Raw genomic sequence first — 17,116 nt, forward strand, 5'->3', positions numbered from 1 at the left:
ATTCTCGATGGCAACCGACTACTACGGCGTGCTGGGGCTCTCCCGCGGGGCCACCGACGCCGAGATCAAGAAGGCCTACCGGCGGTTGGCCCGGGACCTGCATCCCGACGTCAACCCCGACCCGGGGGCCAAGGAGCGCTTCCAGGAGGTCAACCGCGCCTACCAGGCGCTGACCGACCCGGAGAAGCGGCGGATCGTCGATCTCGGCGGTGACCCGTTCGACAACGGCGCCGGCGCCGGCCCGGGCCCGTTCTCCGGCGCCGGCTTCGGCGGTCTCGGCGACATCATGGACGCCTTCTTCGGCGGCGGGGGCACCTCGCGCGGCCCGCGCAGCCGCGTCCGCGCCGGCGGGGATGCGCTGATCCGCATCGAGCTCGGCCTCGACGAGACGGTGTTCGGCACCACCAAGGACATCACCGTCGACACCGCGGTGCTCTGTGACGCCTGCACCGGGGCCGGGACCGCGCCGGGCACCCACCCGACCACCTGCACCACCTGCGCCGGCCGCGGCGAGGTGCAGAGCGTGCAGCGCTCCTTCCTCGGCCAGGTCGTCTCCAGCCGCACCTGCCCGACCTGCGCCGGCGTCGGCCAGGTCATCCCTCAGCCGTGCCCGAAGTGCGGGGGCGACGGGCGGGTGCGCGCCCGGCGCACCATCCAGGTCAAGGTGCCGGCCGGTGTCGAGGACGGCATGCGGATCCGGCTGACCGGCCACGGCGAGGTGGGCCCCGGCGGCGGTCCGGCCGGCGATCTGTACGTGGAGATCGTCGAGCACCCGCACCCGGTGTTCACCCGGGACGGCGAGGACCTGCACTGCCGGGTCACCCTGCCGATGACCGCCGCGGCCCTGGGCACCAGCCTCACCCTGGAGACGCTGGACGGCCAGGAGGAGCTCGACGTCCGGCCGGGCACCCAGTCCGGCAGCGTGCTCACCCTCCGCGCCAAGGGGGCGCCGCGGCTGCGGGCCACCGGCCGGGGCAACCTGGTGGTGCACGTCGAGGTGGAGACGCCGACCCGGCTGGACGCCGAGCAGGAGAAGCTGCTGCGCGAGCTGGCGGTGCTGCGCGGCGAGGACCGCCCGGCCGCCTCCTCCGACGGGCAGGGCGGGCTGTTCTCCCGGGTCCGGGACGTGTTCAAGTGAGCGTGGCGTCCGACGACCGGATGCCCGAGCTCGACGGCGCGCCGCTGTTCCTGCTCGACGAGCTGCCCGAGGCCGGCGAGCTGCTCGTCGACGGCGCCGAGGGGCGGCACGCGGTCGACGTCCTGCGGCTGACGCAGGGCGAGCGGGTGCGCGTGGGCGACGGGCGCGGCGTCGTCGTCGAGGGGGAGGTGCTCGCCGCCGGTCCCGAGGGACTGCGCGTGCGGGCCCGGGCCCGGCACGAGGTGCCGCCGCCGGCGCTCGAGCTGGTCCTCGTGCAGGCGCTGCCGAAGGGCGAGCGCGGCCCGCTGGCGGTCGAGCTGGCCACCGAGCTCGGCGTCGATCGGATCGTGCCGTGGGCGGCGTCGCGCTGCGTCACCCGCTGGCGCGAGGACCGCGCGGCCAAGGGCGTCGCCAAGTGGCGGGCCGCGGCCCGGACGGCCAGCAAGCAGTCCCGCCGTCCGCGCGTTCCCGAGGTCACCGAGCCGATGACCACCCGCCAGGTGTGCGGAGCGCTGGCCGAGGTCGACCTGGCCCTGGTCCTGCACGAGCAGGCGCGCCACCCGCTGGCGCGCGTCGACCTGCCGGCGGAGGGCGCCGTCGCGGTCATCGTGGGCCCCGAGGGCGGGCTGAGTGACGGCGAGGTCGTCGCCCTCAGCGCCGCCGGCGCCCGGGCGGTGCGGCTGGGACCGGAGGTGCTGCGCACCTCCACCGCCGGGGCGGCCGCCCTGGCCGCCCTGTCGGTCCGCACCCGCTGGGCGTAGCGGGCCGGTCCGCGCCCCGGCGCGCCGCCCCCTAGGGTCGCGGCGTGGACGACTGCCTGTTCTGCCGCATCGTCGCCGGTGAGATCCCCGCCGACGCCGTGCGCGAGACCGACCGGACGCTGGCCTTCCGGGACATCGACCCGCAGGCCCCGACGCACGTCCTGGTGATCCCCAGGGAGCACCACCGCAACGTCGCCGCACTGGCCGCGGCGGACCCCGGCCTGCTCGCGGAGCTCGTGGACGCCGCGCACGCGGTCGCGCAGCAGGAGGGCCTGGTCACCGACGGCTCCGACCCCGGGTACCGGCTGGTCACCAACACCGGCCCGCAGGCGGGGCAGTCGGTCGACCACGTGCACCTGCACGTCCTCGGCGGCCGGCGGATGACCTGGCCGCCGGGCTGAGCCACCCCCCGGGGGGAACTCGACCGCCGCGAGCGGCCTTCGTGGCCACGAAGGCCGCTCGAGGGGACGGTGATGGCCATTTCCGCCCCGCTCGGAGAGGGTGAGGCATGACCGACACCGCGCCCGTCCGCGTCGAGCGGGACGGCGACGTCGCCGTCGTCGTCCTCGACAACCCGCCGCTGAACCTCTTCGACGCGCCGATGTTCGACGCGCTCGAGGCGGCGGTCGTCGAGCTGGTCGGGCTCACCGACCCGGCCGATCCCGGCCGCGCCCGGGCGGTCCTGGTGGAGGCGCGCGGCAGGGTCGTCTCCGGCGGGGTCGACGTGACCGTCTTCCGCGACATCGCCGAGGGCCCGGAGCCGGTCGAGCGCGGCGCCGCGCTGTGGCGGCGCCTGCTGCGGGTGACGCGGATGGTCGAGGACCTGCCGGTGCCGACCGTCTTCGCCGCGCACGGGCTCACCCTCACCGCCGCCTTCGAGCTGGCGCTGGCCTGCGACGTCCTGCTGGCCGCCGAGCGCGCGTCGTTCGGGCTGGTCGAGATCGTCGTGGGGCTCACCCCCTCGATGGGCGGGCCGCAGCGGCTGGCCGAACGGGCCGGCCCGGCGCGGGCCAAGGAGCTGATCTTCACCGGCGAGCGCTACCCCGCCGCGGTGCTGGAGCGGTGGGACGTGGTCAACCGGGTGCTCCCCGACGACGGCTTCGCCGGGGCCGCCCGTGCCTACGCCCACCGGGTCGCCGCCGGGCCGACGGTGGCCCACGCCGCCACCAAGCGGCTGGTCGACGTCGCCGTCCGGCAGGGGGCGCGGGCCGCCGACGACCTGGTGCCCGAGGTGTCCGGCGCGCTGTTCGGCACCGACGACCTGCGGGGGGCGGTGCGGTCCTTCCTCGCCGACGGGCCGGGGAAGGCCACCTACTCGGGACGGTGAGCTGCCCGCTCGAACCGGGGTTCCCCGTGGCCGACGCGGGTATCCTCGACCCGTCCGCTGTGCATCCGGAGCACAGCCACAGCAGGAAGGCAGGGTCGAGGGTTCTTGCCCGACACCTCCCCGAACGTCCCCATGGTGGCCACCCCTACGGCCCGTGAGGCGTCTGCCCAGGCGGCCGCCACCTCCGCATCGTCCGCCGACCTGCGGGACGTGGCCCCCGCACCGGTCCGGACCACCATCACCGTCCCCGACTCCGTCTCGATGGTCGCCCTGCTCGGCTCCGGCGACGAGCTGCTCCGGCTGGTCGAGAACGAGGTCGACACCGACGTCCACGTCCGGGGCAACGAGATCGCCGTCACCGGCCAGCCCGCCGACAACGCCTTCGCCGTCGCGGTCTTCGACGAGCTCATCGCGCTGCTGGGCACCGGCCAGGCGCTGCGGCCGGACTCGGTCCGCCGGGTCATCGGCATGCTGCGCGCCGGCGGTGCCGAGCGGCCGGCCGACGTCCTCAGCCTGGACATCCTCAGCCGCCGCGGGCGCACCATCCGGCCCAAGACGCTGAACCAGAAGCGCTACGTCGACGCCATCGACGCGCACACGATCGTCTTCGGCATCGGGCCGGCCGGGACCGGGAAGACCTACCTGGCCATGGCCAAGGCCGTGCAGGCGCTGCAGACCAAGCAGGTCAACCGGATCATCCTCACCCGCCCGGCGGTCGAGGCCGGCGAGCGTCTCGGTTTCCTGCCCGGCACGCTGTCGGAGAAGATCGACCCGTACCTGCGGCCGCTGTACGACGCGCTGCACGACATGGTCGACCCGGAGTCGATCCCGCGGCTGATGGCCGCCGGCACGATCGAGGTGGCCCCGCTGGCCTACATGCGCGGCCGCACGCTCAACGACGCGTTCGTCATCCTCGATGAGGCGCAGAACACCACCGCCGAGCAGATGAAGATGTTCCTCACCCGGCTCGGCTTCGGCTCCAAGATCGTGGTCACCGGCGACGTCACCCAGGTCGACCTGCCCGGCGGCGCGCAGAGCGGGTTGCGGATCGTCCGCGACATCCTCGACGGCATCGACGACGTCCACTTCTCGAACCTGACCAGCGCTGACGTCGTCCGTCACCGCCTCGTCGGCGACATCGTCGACGCCTACGAGCGTTGGGACGCCTCCCGGGCGAAGGCCGGGCCGGCCTCCGCGGCGCAGGCCCCGGTGCGCGGGTCGCGGCCGCGCCGGCAGGGGAGCTGAGCATGCCCGTCGATGTCGCCAACGAGTCCGAGATCGCCGTGGACGAGTCCTCGCTCGCCGCGATCTGCACCTACGTGCTGGCCGAGATGGGCGTGAACCCGATGGCCGAGCTGTCGGTGCTGTGCGTCGACCCGGACTACATGAGCACGCTGCACGAACGCTGGATGGGGGAGAAGGGGCCGACCGACGTCCTGGCCTTCCCCATGGACGAGCTGGACACCGGCCGCCCCGACGAGCCCGACCCCGGGCCGGCGCTGCTCGGGGACGTCGTGCTGTGCCCCTCGGTCGCCGTCAAGCAGGCCCGCGCGGCGGGTCACTCGATGGACGACGAGCTGCTCCTGCTCGCCACGCACGGCGTGCTCCACCTGCTGGGCTACGACCACATGGAGCCCGAGGAGGAGAAGGAGATGTTCGGCCTGCAGTCCTCGCTGCTCGAGGGCTGGCGCTCGGCGCCGCGCGCCCCGATGACCGGCGCGGCCGTCGACCGGGGGCCTGAAGCCTGATGACCTCCGGTGCGATCACGCTGCTGGTGATCGCCGTCTGCCTGATCCCGCTGGCCGGGCTCTTCGCCGCCATGGACGCCGCGCTGCAGCGGGTGTCCAAGGCGCGGGTCGACGAGCTGCGCCGCGACGGGGTCAAGCGGGCCGGCGTGCTGGCCGACGTCATCGCCGACCGGGCCCGGCACGTGGCCCTCCTGCTCCTGCTGCGGATCCTGCTCGAGATGCTGGCCGCGGTGCTGGTCACCCTCTTCTTCTTCGACCTGTGGGACAGCACCGTGCAGGCCGTGCTGGCCTCGGCCGGCGTGATGACCGTGGTCAGCTACGTGATCATCGGCGTCGGGCCGCGCACCCTCGGCCGCCAGCACGCCTACGGGGTGGCGCTGGCGACCGCCGGGCTGATGCGGCTGCTGGGCAGGGTGCTCGGGCCGGTGGCCACGCTGCTGATCCTCGTCGGCAACGCGCTCACCCCCGGCCGGGGCTTCCGCGACGGCCCCTTCTCCTCGGAGGTGGAGCTGCGCGAGCTGGTCGACATGGCCGAGGAGCGCGGCGTCGTCGAGTCCGGCGAGCGGAACATGATCCACTCGGTGTTCGAGCTCGGCGACACGATCGCCCGCGAGGTCATGGTGCCGCGCACCGACGTCGTCTGGATCGAGCGCAGCAAGACCGTCCCGCAGGCCCTCGCCCTGGCCATGCGCAGCGGCTTCAGCCGCGTCCCGGTCATCGGGGAGAACGTCGACGACGTCGTCGGGGTGGTCTACCTCAAGGACCTCATCCGCCGGGCGCAGGGTGTCCACGACCCCAAGAACGGGCCGCGGGTCGAGGAGGTCATGCGGCCGCCGACGTTCGTGCCGGAGTCCAAGCCGGTCGACGAGCTGCTGCGCGACATGCAGGCCCAGCGGATCCACATCGCGATCGTGGTCGACGAGTACGGCGGTTTCGCCGGGCTGGTGACGATCGAGGACATCCTCGAGGAGATCGTCGGGGAGATCGCCGACGAGCACGACGGCTTCCAGCGGCCGCCGGTCGAGCAGCTGCCGGACGGGGCGGTGCGGATCACCGCCCGGCTGCCGGTGGAGGACCTGGCCTCGCTGTTCGACGTCGAGCTGCCCCTCGACGACGACGTCGAGACCGTCGGCGGCCTCCTCGCCCGCGAGCTGGGGCGGGTACCGATCGAGGGGTCCGCGGCGGAGGTGGCCGGGCTGAAGCTCGTCGCCGAGAGCACCGGGGGCCGGCGCAACCGGATCGACACCATCCTGGTCTGCCGGGTGGCCGCGCCGGAGCCCGTGGACGAGCCTGCCGAGTCCGGGGCCACCCGGTCGGACGAGCACGCCACCGTCGAGGGCTGAAGAAGGACCCTCCTGCCCCCCACCGCTCGCACGCTCGCGGCGGGCCCCTGCAGGAGGGCCGCCCTTTGATCGGCAAAGATGACTCTGTGCCTGATCTCGCCGCCGAGGACGCCAAGCTCGTGACCCTCGCCCGTTCCGCCCGCGGCCGCACCGGTGCGCCCGAGGGAGCCGCCGTGCGCGACACCGACGGCCGCACCTACCTGGCCGCGTCGGTCGACCTGCCCTCGTTGCAGCTGTCCGCGCTGCAGGCGGCCGTGGCGGCCGCCGCCTCCAGCGGCGTGGTGGGCCTGGAGGCCGCCGCGATCGTCTCGGCCGCCGACACCGTCGAGGCGGCCGGGCTGGCCGCGGTGCACGACCTCACGCCGTCCGCGCCGGTGTTCCTCGCCGGTCCCGACGGGACGGTGCACGTCACCGCCTGAGCGCGACCGGGTGCCGGGAGGTTCCGGCGAGGATCACCGCGCCAGGTCGTGGCCCAGGGCCCCGGCGAAGGCCGCCGGCTCGCGCACCCAGACGGTGAACGCGCGCTCCTCGCCGCCGTCGGCGGCCAGGTGCCGGACGGCGACCTTCGTCCGCCCCGGCCACCAGCCGCCGCGGCGCCGGGTCTTCGGCCAGCCGGCAGGCGGGGCGCCGCGGCGCACCTCGCGCACCAGGCTCCCGGCGACGACGTGCAGGGACGAGGTGCGCCGCAGGCCGGCGATGTCGAAGGACAGCCCCGAGTCGGACACGGTGAGCCGGCCGGTCGACAGGACCAGCACGGCGACGCCGAGCGTGACCGCGAGCGGCACCTCGTCGACGACCGCGGTGGACCCGCCGGCCCAGGCGAACAGGGCCAGCCAGCCGGCGACGAAGAGCACCGCGGCGACGACCAGCCACGTCCGCGCCGGGTTGTACTGCCAGTAGTGCAGCGGCGCCGGCGTGACGGTGGCCGACCGGCGCGGGCCCCGGGCGGGGAAGAACCCGTACGCGGTCACCTGGGCCACGTGCCGTTCCCGCTCCCTGGCCGCCCGCACCGCCAGGGACTCGCTCTGCTCCCGCCGCTTCCGCCCAGCCACACCGGCATCCTCTCAACCCCCGGCGGACGGTTTTCGCGATGACCGTCCGTACGTGACGGAGGTGTCGGAGCGCGGTGGGAGACTGGAGGCGTGACCTCGCCGGACCAGCCCTACCGCAGCGGCTTCGCCTGCCTGGTGGGCCGCCCCAACGCCGGCAAGACCACGCTCACCAACGCGTTGGTCGGCGAGAAGGTCGGCATCGTCAGCAACCGCCCGCAGACGACCCGGCACGCCATCCGCGGCGTCGTCTCGCGGCCCGGCGGGCAGCTGGTGCTCGTCGACACCCCGGGCCTGCACAAGCCCAAGAGCCTGCTGGGGCAGCGGCTCAACGACGTCGTCCGCGACACCCTCGCCGACGTCGACGTGATCGTCTTCTGCGTGCCGGCCGACCAGCCGGTCGGCACCGGCGACAAGTTCATCGCCCGCCAGCTGCGCGAGGTGAAGGCGCCGGTGGTCGTCGTCGTCACCAAGACCGACGCGGCGAGCAAGAAGCAGATCGCCGAGCAGCTCGTGGCCGCCAGCCAGCTGGTCGAGGCCGCCGAGGTGGTGCCGGTGAGCGCGGTCGCCGGCGACCAGGTGGAGCTGCTCGAGGACCTGCTCATCGGACTGCTCCCCGAGGGGCCGCGGATGTACCCGGAGGAGCAGACCACCGACGAGGACACCGAGAGGCAGATCGCCGAGCTGATCCGCGAGGCGGCGCTGGAGAAGGTCCGCCAGGAGGTGCCGCACTCCCTCGCCGTCACGGTGGAGGAGATGATCCGCCGGCCCGATCCGAAGAACTCGGACGGCGAGCTCGTCACGGTGCACGCCAGCCTGCACGTCGAGCGGCCCAGCCAGAAGCCGATGCTGCTGGGGAAGGGCGGCTCGATCATCAAGCAGATCGGCTCCGAGGCGCGGGTCGGCATGGAGGAGCTGCTCGGCGCCCGGGTGCACCTGGACCTGCACGTGACCGTGCTCGGGGAGTGGCAGGACGACCCGAAGAAGCTGAACAGGCTGGGCTATTGAGTACCACCCCCAAGTCCCTCTACCGCGACGAGGGGGTCGTCCTGCGGACCCAGAAGCTCGGCGAGGCCGACCGGATCGTCAGCGTCCTCACCCGCCGGCACGGCAAGGTGCGCGCGGTCGCCAAGGGCGTGCGCCGCACCAAGAGCAAGTTCGGCGCCCGGCTGGAGCCGTTCAGCCACGTCGACCTGCAGTTCTACACAGGCCGCAACCTCGACATCGTCAACCAGGCGGAGTCCATCCGCTCCTACGGTCAGCCGATCGCCGGCGACTACCCGGCCTACACCGCCGGCACCGCGGTGCTGGAGACCGCCGACCGGCTCACCGCCGAGGACAAGGAACCCTCGCTGCGGCTGTTCCTGCTCGTCATCGGGGCGCTGCGCGCCCTCGCGGAGCGGACCCACCCGGCGGGGCTGGTGCTGGACGCCTTCCTGCTGCGGGCCATGTCGGTGGCCGGGTGGGAGCCGGCGCTGTCCGGCTGCGCACGCTGCGGCGAGCAGGGCCCGCACCGGCACTTCTCGGTGCCGGCCGGCGGGATGGTCTGCCCGCCCTGCCGGCCCACCGGTTCGGCCATGCCGAACCCGGCCACCATCGAGCTGCTCGACGCCCTGCTCACCGGCGACTGGGACCGGGCCGAGGTCAGCCAGGGCAGCAACCGGCGGGAGGGCAGCGGGCTGGTGGCCGCGCTGCTGCAGTGGCACCTCGAGCGCGGGCTGCGTTCGCTGCCGCTGGTGGACCGCTCCGATCCTGCGACACCCCGACCGGAAGTGAGCCTGCTGCGTGAGGCGTGAGGTCAAGGCCCCGAACCCGCACCCCTCGGGCGCCCGGCCGCCGGAGCTCCCGGCCGACAAGATCCCCGGCCACGTGGCGATCGTGATGGACGGCAACGGCCGCTGGGCGAAGCAGCGGGGGCTACCCCGCACGGCCGGGCACGAGGCGGGGGAGGCATCGCTGTTCGACTGCGTCGAGGGCGCCATCGAGCTCGGCATCACGGGCATCAGCGCGTACGCGTTCTCGACCGAGAACTGGCGGCGCAGCCCCGAGGAGGTCCGCTTCCTCATGGGCTTCAACCGCGACGTGATCCGCCGCCGGCGCGACGAGATGCACCAGCTCGGGGTGCGGGTGCGCTGGGCGGGCCGCCGGCCGCGGCTGTGGCGCAGCGTGATCAAGGAGCTCGAGATCGCCGAGGAGCTCACCAAGGACAACGACGTCCTCACGCTGACCATGTGCGTCAACTACGGCGGGCGCGCCGAGATCGCCGACGCCGCCGCCGCGATCGCCCGCGAGGCCGCCGCCGGCCGGCTGAACCCGGACAAGATCGACGAAGCGACCGTCGCCCGCTTCCTGGACGAGCCGGACATGCCCGACGTCGACCTGTTCGTGCGCAGCTCGGGGGAGAACCGGACCAGCAACTTCCTGCTGTGGCAGTCGGCCTACGCCGAGTTCGTCTTCCTCGACACCCTCTGGCCGGACTTCGACCGCCGGCACCTGTGGGCGGCCTGCGAGGAGTACGCCTCGCGGCAGCGCCGCTTCGGCAGCGCCTGATCGTGTTCGCGGTGACCCGCCTGCGGGCCGACGACGCGGCCGCGCTGGCCGCCGGCGTGGAGGCGCTGCTGGCCGCCCTCGCCGTGCGGCCCGGGTTCCGGGACGGCGAGTTCGGCCGGTCGGCCGACGACCCGACGCTCTGGGCGCTGGTCACCCGCTGGGAGGGCGTCGGCGCCTACCGCCGGGCGCTGTCGGCCGCCGAGGTGAAGATCGCCGGCGCGCCGGTGTGGGTGCACGCCCTCGACGAGCCCGGCGTCTACCTGCCGGGGTAGCGGTCCCGCGGCCGGAAACTCCCACCTGGTGAGCACCGGCAGGACCAGGCCGCCGCCTCGACCGACCGGCTCCCGTCGGTCGTCGCACACGGCCAACTACCGTGGACAGGTCAACCGCCGACCGCCAGCCGGATGGAGCCTCCGTGGCAGCGCCCGAGAACACCAGCACCACCACGCACGACCCCGCCCGCCTCGAGAAGGTGGTGAACCTCTGCAAGCGACGGGGCTTCGTGTTCCCGTCCGGGGAGATCTACGGCGGCACCCGCTCCGCCTGGGACTACGGGCCCCTGGGCGTCGAGCTCAAGGAGAACATCAAGCGGCAGTGGTGGCGCACCGTCGTCCAGAGCCGGGACGACGTCGTCGGCCTGGACTCCTCGGTGATCCTGCCCCGCCAGACCTGGGTGGCCTCCGGCCACGTCGGCGTCTTCACCGACCCGCTCACCGAGTGCCAGAACTGCCACAAGCGCTTCCGGGCCGACCACCTGGAGGAGGAGTACGAGGCCAGGAAGGGCCACGCACCCGAGCACGGCCTGGCCGACATCTCCTGCCCGCACTGCGGCACCAAGGGCGCGTGGACCGAGCCGCGCGACTTCAACATGATGCTCAAGACCTACCTGGGCCCGGTCGAGGACGAGTCCGGCCTGCACTACCTGCGCCCGGAGACCGCGCAGGGCATCTTCGTGAACTTCGCCAACGTCATGGGCGCGGCGCGCAAGAAGCCGCCGTTCGGCATCGGCCAGATCGGCAAGTCCTTCCGCAACGAGATCACCCCGGGCAACTTCATCTTCCGGACCCGCGAGTTCGAGCAGATGGAGATGGAGTACTTCGTCGAGCCGGGCACCGACGAGGAGTGGCACCAGTACTGGATCGACCAGCGCACCGCCTGGTACACCGACCTGGGTATCTCCCGGGACAACCTGCGGCACTACGAGCACCCGAAGGAGAAGCTGTCGCACTACTCGACGCGCACCGTCGACATCGAGTACCGCTTCGGCTTCCAGGGCTCGGAGTGGGGTGAGCTGGAGGGCATCGCCAACCGCACCGACTTCGACCTCAAGACCCACTCCGAGCACTCCGGCGCGGACCTCACCTACTTCGACCAGGCCACCAACACCCGGTGGACGCCGTACGTCATCGAGCCCGCGGCCGGCCTCACCCGCTCGCTGATGGCCTTCCTCGTCGAGGCCTACACCGAGGACCAGGCGCCCAACGCGAAGGGCGGCGTCGACACCCGCACCGTGCTGCGGCTGGACCCGCGGCTGGCGCCGGTCAAGGCCGCCGTCCTGCCGCTGTCGCGCAACGCCGACCTCTCGCCGAAGGCCCGCAAGCTGGCCGCCGATCTCCGGAAGAACTGGAACGTCGACTTCGACGACGCCGGCGCGATCGGCCGCCGGTACCGGCGCCAGGACGAGATCGGGACGCCGTTCTGCCTGACCGTCGACTTCGACACCCTCGAGGACGACGCGGTGACCGTGCGCGAGCGCGACTCGATGAGCCAGGAGCGGATCGGGCTCGACCAGGTCGAGGGCTACCTGAAGGCCCGCCTCCCCGTCTGCTGACCGCACTCTCCGCGCGGAAGGTCCCGGGGTCCTCCCGCCCTTCCGCGCGGAGAGTCCGTCGTGGGCGAGCGCCTACCCTGGATCCCGTGACCCGCACGCCCGAGCCGACGACGACGGCGCTGCCGCCGTTGAAGCTCGGCGCGCTCGCCGTCGACCCCGCGGTGGTCCTCGCGCCGATGGCCGGCATCACCAACCCGGCGTTCCGCACGCTGTGCCGGGAGTTCGGCGCCGGCCTCTACGTCTGCGAGATGATCACCACGCGGGCGCTGGTGGAGCGCAACCAGAAGACGCTGCAGATGGTGCGGGCAACGACCGACGAGAAGGACGCGTTCTCCGTCCAGCTCTACGGCGTCGACCCGGCCACGGTCGGCCGGGCCGTGGAGATGCTGGTCGACGAGGGCGTCGCCGGCACCCGCCCGGCGCACATCGACCTGAACTTCGGCTGCCCGGTGCCCAAGGTGACCCGCAAGGGCGGGGGCTCGGCGCTGCCCTGGCGGCGGGTGCTGTTCCGCGACATCGTGCGGGCCGCCGTCCGCGCGGCGGGGGACGTGCCGGTCACCGTCAAGACCCGGGTGGGGATCGACGCCGAGCACGTCACCTACCTCGACGCCGGCCGGATCGCCCAGGACGAGGGCGCCGCCGCGATCACCCTGCACGGGCGCACCGCCGACCAGCTCTACAGCGGCACCGCCGACTGGTCGCACATCGCCCGGCTCGTCGAGGCCGTCGACATCCCGGTGCTCGGCAACGGCGACATCTGGGAGGCCGACGACGCGCTGCGCATGGTCGCCGAGACCGGCTGCGCGGGCGTCGTCATCGGGCGCGGCTGCCTGGGCCGGCCGTGGCTGTTCGGCGACCTGGCCGCGGCCTTCGCGGGGGAGTCGCGCCGCGCGCTGCCGACCCTGCGCGAGGTGGCCGCGGTGATGTACCGGCACGCGCAGCTGCTGAGCGAGGAGCACGGCGAGCTGCACGGGTGCACCGACTTCCGAAAGCACGTCGCCTGGTACCTCAAGGGCTTCTCGGTCGGTTCCGACGTCCGGCGGGCACTGGCGATGGTGAGCGGTCTCGACGAGCTGGCCGGGTTGCTGGCCGGCATCCCCGACCAGCCGTACCCGACCGCGGTGCTGGGCGGGCCGCGCGGGCGCACCAGCCCCCCGCGCCCGGTGGCGCTGCCCGAGGGCTGGCTGGCCGACCGCGACGACCCCCGGCCGCCGGCCGGGGCAGAGCTGATGGTGAGCGGCGGATGAGTACCGGTCCCTACCTCTACGACGAGGGCCCCACGTCGCTGCACACCGGCACCCCCCGCCGCCGGAACGGGCTGCTGCTGGCGCTCCTCGGCGGCACCGTGGCCGTCGGGGTCGGCATGGTGGTGACCCTGCCGCTGGTCAAGGGCAGCCCCGACGAGCAGGCGCGGGAGGTCACCGGCGTCTTCCTCGAGGCGATGGCGCAGGGGGACCGGGAGACCGCGCACCAGCTCCTCTGCCAGGAGGAGCGTGCCCGGCTGGCCGCCGACGCCATCGCCGCGGAGTACACCCGGCCGGGCACCGCCGAGATCGCCGGGATCGAGGCCGGTGAGCGCGGTGACTCACCCGCCCGGCTGGTCGAGGTGCGCTGGACCGACGGCGGCACGACGGCGACCGCGACGTTCACGGTGGTCAACCAGGACGGGCCGCGCGTCTGCGGCGTCTCCCCGGCCGGCTGAACCGGGGCGCCTCCGGCTCGCGGCCCCGCGCCTCCTGCGTCAAGATCGACTCGCAGCCCCGCGTCGTCGTCCTTCCCGATCCAGGAGGCGTGCCGCGGGGTACCAACCGGCGGTGCCCGGTGCGGCACCATGCCTGCACGCGAAGGGCACCGGCGAGGACGCGGAGGTGCACACGTGACCAGCGGTACCGGGCGGACGACCTGGGTCTACGAGTTCAGCCAGGGCAGCAAGGACCAGAAGGACCTGCTGGGCGGCAAGGGCGCGAACCTGGCCGAGATGACCAACCTCGGGCTGCCCGTGCCGCCCGGGTTCACCATCACCACCGACGCCTGCCGCTACTACCTCGAGCAGGGCAGCACCCCGCCGGACCTCGCCGACCAGGTCACCGAGCACCTGAGCGCGCTGGAGAAGGCGATGGGCAAGACCCTCGGGGACCCCGCCGACCCGCTGCTGGTCTCGGTGCGCTCGGGCGCGGCGGCCTCCATGCCCGGGATGATGGAGACCGTCCTCAACGTCGGGCTCAACGACGAGTCGGTGCGCGGCCTGGCCGCGCAGTCGGGCAGCGAACGCTTCGCCTGGGACTCCTACCGCCGGCTGATCCAGATGTTCGGCAAGACCGTGCTGGACATCGACGGGGAGCTGTTCGCGCACGCCCTCGACGAGGTGAAGCGGGAGCAGGGCACCGACTCAGACCTCGACCTGGACGCCGCGCACCTCGAGGACGTCGTCGGCCGGTTCAAGGCGATCGTGGCCGAGCAGTGCGGCCGGGACTTCCCGCAGGACCCCCGCGAGCAGCTGGATCTCGCCATCAACGCCGTCTTCGACTCGTGGAACTCCGAGCGGGCGATCCTCTACCGCCGCCGCGAGCGCATCCCCGGCGACGCGGGCACCGCGGTCAACGTCGTCGCCATGGTCTTCGGCAATCTCGGGCCCGACTCGGGTACCGGCGTGGCCTTCACCCGCGATCCCGGCAGCGGCGCGCAGGGGGTGTACGGCGACTACCTGCAGAACGCGCAGGGGGAGGACGTCGTCGCCGGCATCCGCAACACCGTGCCGCTGCCCGAGCTCGAGCGGATCGACAAGGGCGCCTACGACGAGCTGCTGCGGACCATGGAGCGGCTGGAGTCGCACTACCGCGACCTGTGCGACATCGAGTTCACCGTCGAGCGCAACAAACTGTGGATGCTGCAGACGCGGGTGGGCAAGCGCACCGCGGCCGCTGCGTTCGTCATCGCCACCCAGCTGGTCGACGAGGGCCTCATCGACATGGACGAGGCCGTCCGCCGGGTGACCGGCGACCAGCTGGGGCAGCTGATGTTCCCGCGGTTCGTCTCCGGCGGTGACGCCCAGGAGCTCACCCAGGGGATGAACGCCTCGCCCGGCGCCGCCGTCGGCAAGGCGGTGTTCTCCTCGGAGACCGCGGTGGAGTGGGCCGGCCGCGGGGAGAAGGTGGTCCTCGTCCGGCGGGAGACCAACCCCGACGACCTCGCCGGGATGATCGCCGCCGAGGGCGTGCTGACCAGCCGCGGTGGCAAGACCTCGCACGCGGCCGTCGTCGCGCGCGGGATGGGCAAGACCTGCGTCTGCGGCGCCGAGGAGCTGACCGTCGACACGGCGGGGAAGAAGTTCACCGCGCCCGGCGGCACGGAGGTCACCGAGGGCGACGTGATCTCCATCGACGGGTCGACCGGCAAGGTGTGGCTCGGCGAGGTGCCGGTCGAGCCGTCGTCGGTCGTCCGCTACTTCGAGGGCGAGATCGACCCCGAGTCCGACGAGGCCGACGACCTGGTGCGCAGCGTGCACCGGATCCTCACCCACGCCGACTCCCGCCGGCGGCTGGGCGTGCGCACCAACGCCGACACCCCGGAGGACTCCGCCCGAGCCCGGCGCTTCGGCGCCCAGGGCATCGGGCTGTGCCGGACCGAGCACATGTTCCTCGGCGAGCGCCGGCAGCTGGTGGAGAAGCTGATCCTCGCCGAGGGGGACGACGAGCGGCAGGCCGCCCTCGACGCCCTGGAGCCGCTGCAGCGGCAGGACTTCCTGGAGATCTTCGAGGAGATGGACGGGCTGCCGGTGACGGTGCGGCTGCTGGACCCGCCGCTGCACGAGTTCCTGCCCGACCTCACCGACCTCTCGGTCCGGGTGGCGGTGGCCGAGGCGCAGGGCCACCCCGACGAGGCCAACCTGCGGCTGCTGGCCGCCGTCCGCCGGCTGCACGAGCAGAACCCGATGCTCGGGCTGCGCGGGGTGCGGCTCGGCCTGGTCGTGCCCGGGTTGTTCGCGATGCAGGTGCGGGCCATCGCCGAGGCCGCGGCGGAGCGGAGGAAGGCCGGCGGCGACCCGCGGCCGGAGATCATGATCCCGCTGGTCGGCGCGGTGCAGGAGCTCGAGGCGATCCGGGAGGAGTCCGAGCGGGTGCTCGCCGAGGTGGCGGAGGCCCGCGGGGTCGACGTCCCGGCGCTGATCGGGACGATGATCGAGGTGCCCCGGGCCGCGCTGACCGCGGAGGAGATCGCGCAGTCGGCGGAGTTCTTCTCCTTCGGCACCAACGACCTCACCCAGATGACCTGGGGCTTCTCCCGGGACGACGTCGAGGCGGCGTTCTTCCACGCCTACCTGGACAAGGGCATCTTCGGGATCTCCCCGTTCGAGTCGCTGGACCTCGACGGCGTCGGTCGGCTGGTGCAGATCGGCGTCGAGGGCGGCCGTCGGGCCCGGCCCGACCTCAAGCTCGGGATCTGCGGCGAGCACGGCGGCGACCCCGACTCGGTGCACTTCTTCCACGAGGTGGGCCTGGACTACGTGTCCTGTTCGCCGTTCCGGGTGCCGGTGGCCCGGCTGGAGGCCGGCCGGGCGGCGCTGGGGGCCGAGCGCGCCGGCTCCTGATCGGGCTGCCCTCCCGCCGGGATCAGCGGTGGCCGTCGGTCGCGTGTCGCGGAGCCGGTTGCCGGAGGTCACGGTGGGGTGGCGGGACGCACCGTCCCCGCGCGCCTCGAACCGACAGCACCGCGTGGTACCCATGACGCGTGGGGTCACGTGTCGGGAGCCTGGTGGGCAGGGCCGTCGGCGCCCTGGTGCTCGCGTTCGTGCTGATGGTCAGCTCCACCGCCGCGGCGATCTGGTGGACGGCGCGGCAGGACTCCCGCCCGTCGTCCGATGCGATCGTCGTGCTGGGGTCGGCGCAGTACAACGGCGTGCCGTCGTCGGTCTTCGAGGCGCGGCTCGAGCACGCCCTGTCGCTCTACGAGGACGGCGTCGCGCCGGTGGTGGTGACCGTGGGCGGCAAGGCGGCCGGTGACCAGTTCACCGAGGCCGAGGCCGGCCGGGACTACCTCGCGGGCGCGGGGATGCCCGCCGAGGCGCTGCTGGCGGTGCAGGAGGGCGTCGACACGCTGGAGAGCATGCGGGCCGTCGCGGCGGCCTTCGCCGAGCAGGGCTGGTCCCGCGCCGTGCTGGTGACCGACCCGTGGCACGCCATGCGCGCGGAGCGGATGGCCGAGGACGCCGGGATCGAGGCGGAGAGCTCACCGACCCGGCAGGGCCCGGCGGTGCAGACCCGCACCACGCAGTTCCGCTACATCCTCCGCGAGACTGCTGCCTACCTGGTGTACCGCGTGACCGGCGAGAGCGTCGCCGGCGCACCGGGGATCGGCTGAGCGAGGAGGAG

General features: G+C 73.5%; 18 protein-coding genes. 17 read left to right on the plus strand and 1 reads right to left on the minus strand.

Going from position 1 to position 17,116, the window contains the following annotated elements:
• Nucleotides 1-7 precede the first annotated feature (7 nt).
• From dnaJ to BMZ50_RS10860, 8 genes are all read left to right on the plus strand, one after another.
• Complete coding sequence (dnaJ, locus tag BMZ50_RS10825; RefSeq protein ID WP_091324086.1) at nt 8-1,138, plus strand: molecular chaperone DnaJ; 1,131 nt, start codon at nt 8-10, stop codon at nt 1,136-1,138.
• Nucleotides 1,135-1,899, plus strand: coding sequence for a 16S rRNA (uracil(1498)-N(3))-methyltransferase (locus BMZ50_RS10830; protein ID WP_245753546.1), 765 nt, complete (start codon nt 1,135-1,137; stop codon nt 1,897-1,899). The genes dnaJ and BMZ50_RS10830 overlap by 4 nt, the downstream gene beginning before the upstream one ends.
• 44 nt (nt 1,900-1,943) lie before the next feature.
• The gene (locus tag BMZ50_RS10835) at nt 1,944-2,300 is read left to right on the plus strand and encodes a histidine triad nucleotide-binding protein (RefSeq protein WP_091324088.1); all 357 of its coding nucleotides are present in this window, start codon (nt 1,944-1,946) and stop codon (nt 2,298-2,300) included.
• Between the two features lie 107 nt (nt 2,301-2,407).
• Entirely contained in the window at nt 2,408-3,226 is an 819-nt protein-coding gene (locus tag BMZ50_RS10840) for an enoyl-CoA hydratase/isomerase family protein (RefSeq protein ID WP_091324091.1), read from the plus strand.
• 210 nt (nt 3,227-3,436) lie between these two features.
• The gene (locus tag BMZ50_RS10845) at nt 3,437-4,471 is read left to right on the plus strand and encodes a PhoH family protein (protein WP_245753548.1); all 1,035 of its coding nucleotides are present in this window, start codon (nt 3,437-3,439) and stop codon (nt 4,469-4,471) included.
• A 2-nt stretch (nt 4,472-4,473) separates the two neighbouring features.
• Nucleotides 4,474-4,974, plus strand: coding sequence for an rRNA maturation RNase YbeY (gene ybeY, locus BMZ50_RS10850; RefSeq protein WP_091324096.1), 501 nt, complete (start codon nt 4,474-4,476; stop codon nt 4,972-4,974).
• Nucleotides 4,974-6,317, plus strand: coding sequence for a hemolysin family protein (locus BMZ50_RS10855; RefSeq protein WP_091324098.1), 1,344 nt, complete (start codon nt 4,974-4,976; stop codon nt 6,315-6,317). Before ybeY ends, BMZ50_RS10855 begins: the two co-directional genes overlap by 1 nt.
• Nucleotides 6,318-6,403: 86 nt before the next feature.
• Nucleotides 6,404-6,736 carry a cytidine deaminase gene (locus BMZ50_RS10860; protein WP_091324100.1) on the plus strand — a complete coding sequence of 111 codons (333 nt, stop codon included), beginning with the start codon at nt 6,404-6,406 and terminating at the stop codon, nt 6,734-6,736.
• 33 nt (nt 6,737-6,769) lie between these two features.
• Here BMZ50_RS10860 and BMZ50_RS10865 read toward each other — a convergent pair whose 3' ends face one another.
• The gene (locus tag BMZ50_RS10865; protein ID WP_091324102.1) at nt 6,770-7,369 is read right to left on the minus strand and encodes a hypothetical protein; all 600 of its coding nucleotides are present in this window, start codon (nt 7,367-7,369) and stop codon (nt 6,770-6,772) included.
• Nucleotides 7,370-7,459: 90 nt separating this feature from the next.
• On the opposite strand from BMZ50_RS10865, the gene era reads away from it, so the two are divergent.
• The 9 genes from era (at nt 7,460) to BMZ50_RS10910 (ending at nt 17,105) form a co-directional block, all read left to right on the plus strand.
• Nucleotides 7,460-8,374: a GTPase Era gene (gene era, locus BMZ50_RS10870; protein WP_091324104.1), complete on the plus strand. Its 915-nt coding sequence runs from the start codon at nt 7,460-7,462 to the stop codon at nt 8,372-8,374.
• Nucleotides 8,371-9,162 carry a DNA repair protein RecO gene (gene recO / locus BMZ50_RS10875; protein ID WP_091324106.1) on the plus strand — a complete coding sequence of 264 codons (792 nt, stop codon included), beginning with the start codon at nt 8,371-8,373 and terminating at the stop codon, nt 9,160-9,162. The genes era and recO overlap by 4 nt, the downstream gene beginning before the upstream one ends.
• Entirely contained in the window at nt 9,152-9,916 is a 765-nt protein-coding gene (locus tag BMZ50_RS10880) for an isoprenyl transferase (protein WP_091324112.1), read from the plus strand. Before recO ends, BMZ50_RS10880 begins: the two co-directional genes overlap by 11 nt.
• An 11-nt stretch (nt 9,917-9,927) precedes the next feature.
• A complete protein-coding gene (locus BMZ50_RS10885; RefSeq protein ID WP_245753549.1) occupies nt 9,928-10,188 on the plus strand; it encodes an antibiotic biosynthesis monooxygenase in 261 nt (86 codons plus the stop codon).
• Nucleotides 10,189-10,331: 143 nt separating this feature from the next.
• Nucleotides 10,332-11,747 carry a glycine--tRNA ligase gene (locus tag BMZ50_RS10890; protein ID WP_091324116.1) on the plus strand — a complete coding sequence of 472 codons (1,416 nt, stop codon included), beginning with the start codon at nt 10,332-10,334 and terminating at the stop codon, nt 11,745-11,747.
• Nucleotides 11,748-11,833: 86 nt separating this feature from the next.
• Nucleotides 11,834-12,994, plus strand: a complete 1,161-nt coding sequence (gene dusB / locus BMZ50_RS10895; RefSeq protein WP_091324117.1) for a tRNA dihydrouridine synthase DusB — start codon at nt 11,834-11,836, stop codon at nt 12,992-12,994.
• On the plus strand, nt 12,991-13,449 hold the full coding sequence (locus BMZ50_RS10900; protein WP_091324118.1) for an Rv0361 family membrane protein: 459 nt from the start codon (nt 12,991-12,993) through the stop codon (nt 13,447-13,449). Before dusB ends, BMZ50_RS10900 begins: the two co-directional genes overlap by 4 nt.
• A gap of 174 nt (nt 13,450-13,623) precedes the next feature.
• Nucleotides 13,624-16,335: a pyruvate, phosphate dikinase gene (gene ppdK / locus BMZ50_RS10905; RefSeq protein ID WP_245753551.1), complete on the plus strand. Its 2,712-nt coding sequence runs from the start codon at nt 13,624-13,626 to the stop codon at nt 16,333-16,335.
• Nucleotides 16,336-16,499: 164 nt separating this feature from the next.
• Nucleotides 16,500-17,105, plus strand: coding sequence for a YdcF family protein (locus BMZ50_RS10910; RefSeq protein WP_245753554.1), 606 nt, complete (start codon nt 16,500-16,502; stop codon nt 17,103-17,105).
• Nucleotides 17,106-17,116 lie beyond the last annotated feature (11 nt).

Origin of the sequence: Geodermatophilus ruber, from assembly GCF_900114385.1 — a bacterium.
In the GTDB taxonomy this organism is placed as follows: Bacteria; Actinomycetota; Actinomycetes; order Mycobacteriales; family Geodermatophilaceae; genus Geodermatophilus; species Geodermatophilus ruber.